Origin of the sequence: Stenotrophomonas sp. (assembly GCF_050737075.1) — a bacterium.
Classification (GTDB): Bacteria; Pseudomonadota; Gammaproteobacteria; order Xanthomonadales; family Xanthomonadaceae; genus Stenotrophomonas.
The window spans coordinates 36,293-42,749 of the sequence record NZ_JBOHXV010000034.1 but is presented as its reverse complement, the minus strand read 5'-3'; the positions used below and the strand labels follow the sequence as shown (position 1 = coordinate 42,749).

General features: G+C 66.6%; 3 protein-coding genes. 1 reads left to right on the top strand and 2 read right to left on the bottom strand.

The window, feature by feature from the left end; genetic code table 11:
* Nucleotides 1-66 precede the first annotated feature (66 nt).
* Nucleotides 67-1,065: a polyprenyl synthetase family protein gene (locus ACREPD_RS10400; RefSeq protein ID WP_431599263.1), complete on the bottom strand. Its 999-nt coding sequence runs from the start codon at nt 1,063-1,065 to the stop codon at nt 67-69.
* 236 nt (nt 1,066-1,301) lie between these two features.
* On the opposite strand from ACREPD_RS10400, the gene ACREPD_RS10395 reads away from it, so the two are divergent.
* Nucleotides 1,302-2,915, top strand: a complete 1,614-nt coding sequence (locus ACREPD_RS10395) for an alpha-glucosidase family protein (protein ID WP_431599262.1) — start codon at nt 1,302-1,304, stop codon at nt 2,913-2,915.
* A gap of 488 nt (nt 2,916-3,403) precedes the next feature.
* Here the strand turns inward: ACREPD_RS10395 and ACREPD_RS10390 are convergent, their stop codons facing one another.
* Complete coding sequence (locus ACREPD_RS10390) at nt 3,404-6,166, bottom strand: TonB-dependent receptor (RefSeq protein ID WP_431599261.1); 2,763 nt, start codon at nt 6,164-6,166, stop codon at nt 3,404-3,406.
* Nucleotides 6,167-6,457: the final 291 nt, after the last annotated feature.

The window sequence follows — 6,457 nt, the reverse complement described above, 5'->3', positions numbered from 1 at the left end:
GCCCACGGATCGCCTGGGCCGGCCAACGGCCGGCGCTACCGGAATTTCACGAGACCCGCGTCCGGGTCAATGCGACCGCTGTACCGCGTAGCGGGCCAGACCGCGCAATGCGGCCACGGCATCGTTGTCGGCCAGGCCGTCGAGCGCGCGCTCGGCGGCGTCGGCGTATTCCTCGGCACGGCGGCGGCTGTACTCCAGCCCGCCGGTGGCGTGGATCGCGGCCAGCACGTCCGGCATGGCGTCGGCATCGCCGTTCTGCACGATCTCGCGCAGGCGTTCGCGGGTGGCGGCATCGGAATGCGCCATCGCGTGGATCAGCGGCAGGGTGGCCTTGCCCTCGGCGAGGTCGTCGCCCAGGTTCTTGCCCAGTTCGTCCGCATTGGCCGAGTAATCCAGCACATCGTCGGCGATCTGGAAGGCATAGCCCAGGTGCATGCCGTAGTCGTACAGCGCCTGCTGGGTGGCAGCGTCTACGCCGCTGGCGAGTGCGCCCAGTTTGGTACCGGCTGCGAACAGCACCGCGGTCTTGCGCTCGATCACGCGCAGGTAGGCGGCCTCGTCGGTGTCCGGGTTATGCACGTGCAGCAGCTGCAGCACCTCGCCTTCGGCGATGCGGTTGGTGGTGTCGGCCAGGATCTGCATGACCGGCATGCGGTCCAGTTCCACCATCAGCTGGAAGCTGCGCGAATACAGGAAATCGCCGACCAGCACGCTGGGCGCGTTGCCCCACAGCGCGTTGGCGGTGCTGCGGCCCCGGCGCAGGCTGGACTCATCCACCACGTCGTCGTGCAGCAGGGTGGAGGTGTGGATGAACTCGATGATCGCCGCCAGCTGGTGGTGCTCCGGCCCGGCCTGGCCCACCGCGTGGCCGGCCAGCATCACCAGCATCGGCCGCAGGCGCTTGCCGCCGGCGGAGATGATGTGGTCGGCGATCTGGTTGATCAGGACGACATCCGAGGACAGTCGGCGGCGAATCAGCGCATCCACGGCAGCCATGTCGGGCGCGGCGAGCGACTGGATCTGGGGCAGGCCCAGCGCGGGGCGGGTGTCTTCGGTGATGGTCATGCGGTCTGACTTTCAGGCGTAGGCGAAATTATAGGCGGTACGGCCGTATTCCGCCCGCGAAGGCCTCCCGGCCGGCCGCAGCCCTCCCGATCCGGCCCGCGCCGACCGCCGGGGCAGCGGGCAGGGCGTGAATACGTATGCATGCAACGCCACCGCAGAGGGCGCCCCGCTAAGCTTGTCGGGTATGTTCTGGCGCCCCTGGGAGGGCGCCGTGGAAGCCCGGAGGGGGGCCCTCGATGACGCAGACTCCATGGTGGCGCGGTGCCGTCATCTATCAGATTTACCCGCGCAGTTTCCTCGATGCCAATGGCGATGGCGTGGGCGACCTGCCCGGCATCATCGAGCGGCTGGACTATGTGGCCACGCTCGGCGTGGACGCGATCTGGATCTCGCCGTTCTTCACTTCGCCGATGGCCGATTTCGGCTACGACATCGCCGACCACCGCGATGTGGACCCGCTGTTCGGCACCCTGGCCGATTTCGACCGGCTGCTGGCCAAGGCGCATGCGCTGGGCCTGAAGGTGATGATCGACCAGGTCTTCAGCCACACCTCGATCGAGCACGCCTGGTTCCGCGAGAGCCGCCAGGACCGCACCAATCCCAAGGCGGACTGGTACGTGTGGGCCGACCCGCGCGAGGACGGCACCCCGCCCAACAACTGGATGTCCATCTTCGGAGGCGTGGCCTGGCAGTGGGAGCCGCGCCGCGAGCAGTACTTCCTGCACAACTTCCTGGCCGACCAGCCGGACCTGGATTTCCATAATCCGGCCGTGCAGCAGGCGACGCTGGACTACGTGCGCTTCTGGCTGGATCGCGGCGTGGATGGTTTCCGCCTGGATTCGATCAACTTCTGCTTCCACGACAAGCAGCTGCGCGACAACCCGGCCAAGCCGCTGGAAAAGCGCCTGGGCCGTGGCTTCAGCACCGACAACCCGTACGCGTACCAGTACCACTATTACAACAACACCCAGCCGGAGAACCTGCCGTTCATCGAGCGCCTGCGCGGGCTGCTGGACGAATACCCGGGCGCGGTCAGCCTGGGCGAGATCTCCGCCGAGGATTCGCTGGCGACCACGGCCGAGTACACCGCGCCGGGCCGCCTGCACATGGGCTACAGCTTCGAGCTGCTGGTGAAGGACTACAGCGCCGCCTACATCCGCGACACCGTGTCGCGGCTGGAAGCGACCATGACCGAAGGCTGGCCGTGCTGGGCGATCTCCAACCACGACGTGGAGCGCGCGGTGACCCGCTGGGGCGGGCACCCGGCGCAGCCGCGGCTGGCGCGGCTGCTGGTGGCGGTGCTGTGTTCGCTGCGCGGCTCGATCTGCCTGTACCAAGGCGAAGAGCTGGGGTTGGGCGAGGCCGACGTGCCGTTCGAGGCGCTGCAGGATCCGTATGGCATCACGTTCTGGCCGAACTTCAAGGGTCGCGACGGCTGCCGCACGCCGATGCCGTGGCTGGACGCGCCGCTGGCCGGGTTCACCAGCGGTGAGCCGTGGCTGCCGATCCCGGCGGAACACCAGGCCAGTGCCGTGGCGGTGCAGGAGCACGACCCGCAGTCGGTGTTGAGCGCGTTCCGCCAGTTCCTGGCGTGGCGCCGCACGATGCCGACGCTGCTGCTGGGCGCCATCCGTTTCCTGGAGACGGCTGAGCCGGTGTTGATGTTCGAGCGTACGCATGCGGGCGAGACGCTGCTGTTGGCGTTCAACCTGTCGGCAGAAGCGACCCAGGTGGCGTTGCCCGAAGGCGAGTGGCATGCCCTGCACGTGCCGGGCCCGGATGCGGGGCACGCCGAAGGCGTGCAGCTGCACCTGCCGGCGCAGGCGATGTATTGCGCGCGCCGCGCCTGATTTACGTTTTCCGGTGGTATTGAAGGGCGGGGCCGAAAGGTTCCGCCCTTTTTTTGGTGGAGGGTGAAGCGCGCTGCGTTTCGGGGTCATGCCCTACCGGATGTGGCCACCGTTATCGGCAGTCGATCGGGATTCGACCCTACCGGCGGGAATCCGGTTGTGTCAGAACGGCCGCGACCGCGCCGGCGGGAATCCGATTGCGTCAGAACGGCCGCGACCGCGCCGGCGGGAATCCGGTTGTGTCGGAACGGCCGCGACCGCGCCGGCGGGAATCCGGTTGTGTCAGAACGGCCGCGACCGCGCCGGCAGGTCGCGGCCAACGCCAACCCCGGGCGGCGCATTGGTAGGGTCGGATCCCGATCGACCGCCGATAACGTCCCCACGCCCTTTAACGCATGGACCCCTGACCGGAACGCGCTCCCCACAACATCCAACAAAAAACCCGCTGCTCGCGCAGCGAGTTTCCCGTTCGTGCTTCTACACCGGGATCAGAACTTGTAGTTCACACCCAGCATGTAGGTACGGCCCCACTCGATGTACTCCAGCGGGCGGTCCTTGGTGCCGGAATAGGTGCGGTACGGCTCGTTGGTCAGGTTGCTTCCCTGCAGCAGCAGGGTCAGGCCGTGCAGCGCGCTGTCGTCGGCGAAGGTGTAGCTCACCTGCGCGTCCGTCACGTTCTCGCCCACCACGTAACGCAGCGTGCGGTTGCCGTTGAAGTTGCCGATCTCACCGATGAAGTCCGACCGGCGACGCTGGCTTACGCGTGCTTCAAACCCGTTGCGCTCGTAATAGGCGGTGAAGTTGTACACGCGCTTGGACAGGCCCGGCAGGCTGATCGGATCGCTGCCCACGCTGGACGCGCTTTCCGGATCCAGGATCTTGATGTCGCTGTCGTTGAAGGTCGCGCTGGCCTGCACGCCGAAACCACGCAGCGGGTCGGCCAGCATCTCCAGCGGGAACGAGGCGGTCAGTTCAAGGCCGCGCAGCGTGCCGCCGTTGCCGTTCTGCGGCGCGGAGAACGTACCGGTGGTCTGCACCGGCGCGATCATGCCCGGCGGCGGCACGTAATTGGCCAGCAGGTTGCTGAAGTCGTAGTCGTCCACCGACTGGGTGTAGACGTAGCTCTTCAGGTCCTTGTAGAACACCGCCGCCGCCACATAGGCCTTCTCGCCGAAGTACTTTTCGTACGAGAGGTCGATGGCATTGGCACGCCACGGATCCAGCAGCGGGTTGCCGCCGCTGCCGCCCGGCTTGCCGGTGGCGGTGTCCACGCCGAACTCCAGGCCGGCGCGCATCTGGTCCACGCGCGGACGCGCGACCTGCTTGGCCACGGCGAAGCGCAGGGTCTGCTGGTGCGGGAACATGAAGGCCAGGTTCAAGCTCGGCAGCCAGTCGGTGTAGCTCTTGCCTTCGTCGATCGGCAGCACTTCCTGGCCGGCCGGGCGCGAACGGTCGAAGTAGTTCGACTGCGAGCTCTGGTCGGTGTGGATCATCTGCACGCCGATGTTGCCGCGCACGCCCACCTCACCGATATCGGTGTTGATGTTGGCGCGCACCCAGGCGGTGGTGGTCTTTTCCTGCACCACCCACGACTTGGGAATCAGGTAGTCCAGGTTGGTGACCGGGTTGAACACCATGTAGCGGTTGACCGCCGCCGGCACGTTCCACGCCGGGATGTAGCCGATGCCGGCGAAGCCCAGGTTGACCGGGGAATACTGCAGGTCGCTGCCCACGTTGGCGTCGCCCTGCGCACCGAGCAGGATGTTGCCTTCGGCCTGGGTCTTTTCCTTGCGGCGGTCGGCGTAGTTCACGCCCACGTCCACGTCCTGGAACCACGACAGTGCCTCGGGCACATTGAACGTGCCCTGCAGGCGCGCGCCCTTCAGGCGGTCTTCCACCTGCGGCACCTTGCCGTAGCCCGAGCCGTAGATGGTGTTGGTCAGGTACAGCGCTTCGGGATTGGAGTAGTCCAGGCCCGGGCGGATCTGCGAGAAGCCGTCCGGGTTGATGGTCAGCCCGATGGTGTCCAGCTGCGGCATCGGCGTGAGCTGCAGGTTGTTTTCCAGGTTCAGCTCATCGCGCGTGGCCTTGGAATAGTTCACGTCGGCGGTGAGCTTGAAGCTGTCGAAGGTCAGCTCGTTGTTCCAGCCGAACGCATCGATCTTGTCTTCGCGCTTGTTGTACATGCCGCGCACCAGCGGGTACACGCCGCTGGCGGTGCCGCCGGTGAAGGTGCCATTGCCATTCACCTGCGGGTTGCTGATCAGCAGGCCTGGGCTGTAGCCGCCGTTGTAGTTGCTGAGGTTGACCTCGAACTGGTTGGCGGTGTCGATCTGCTCGGCCTTGGTGTGGAACAGGTCCAGGGTGCTGGTCCACACGTTCGACGGGCGGAACTGCACGGTGGCCATGTAGCCGTCGCGCTTGGCGTTGCCGGTGCGGCGCAGTGCCTTGATGCCGTCGGAGAACGCGGTGCCCGGGGCGACGCCGGGGCGGTTGCCCTGGTCGGTCTGCTCGGTGGTCCACGGCTCGTACAGGCCCACCTGGTTTTCCTGGATCGGGTTGTCGCTGTGCGCGTAGCCCAGCGCGATGCCCCAGGTATTGTCGGCGAACTGGTCGATGTAGCTGGCGCTGAAGCGGTTGCCGAAGGCATCCACGTTGGCGGCCTTGCCCAGCGAGTTCTTCGAGTAGCGGCCGCTGACCGCGATCACGCGCTCGGCGAACGACAGCGGACGCACGGTCTGCATGTCGATGGTGCCGGACAGGCCCTGGCCGACCAGTGCCGCGTCGGGGGTCTTGTACACGGTCACGCCGTTGACCAGCTCGGACGGGTACTGGTCGAATTCGACGCTGCGGTTGTCGCCGGTGCTGACCACTTCACGCCCGTTGAGCAGGGTGGTGGCGAAGTCCGGCGACAGGCCGCGCACGCTGATCACCTGTGCACGCCCGGCAACACGCTGCGCGGCCAGGCCGGGCAGGCGGGCCAGCGATTCGGCGATGCTCACATCCGGCAGCTTGCCGATGTCTTCGGCCGAGATGACCTCGACCACCGAGGTGGAATCCTGCTTGATCGCAATGGCGTTTTCGATGCCACGGCGGATGCCGGTGACCTGGACGGTGTCCAGGTTGGTCGCCGCGCTGCCGGTGGCCGGCGCGGTGCTCGAATCGGTGGTGGTGGACTGCGCCAACGCCAATGACGGCGTCAGGGCGACGGCCAGCGCGAGACTCAGCGCGCTGCGCTTGCAATTCAACATTTTCCCCTCCCAGGCAATGTTGCCAAACTGAATTGTGGTTGCCCGGAAGACCCGGGAGCGTCGCGGCACGGTGGCCGTTGACTGCGTGGCTATGGTAGGCAGCGCGTTCGCGCGGCGAATCACCCTGCATACGTATTCAATGCAGATACATGGGGTGGAAGCGATTACATGTCCGTCATCGCATTCGCGCTGCCGCTCCACGGTTTGCTCCGCAAACCGCGGACCCATGTCTCACCAGCACCCACACCCCGGTGCCTTCGGCACCGCCCCCTGACTCAGGGGGCTCTTCAC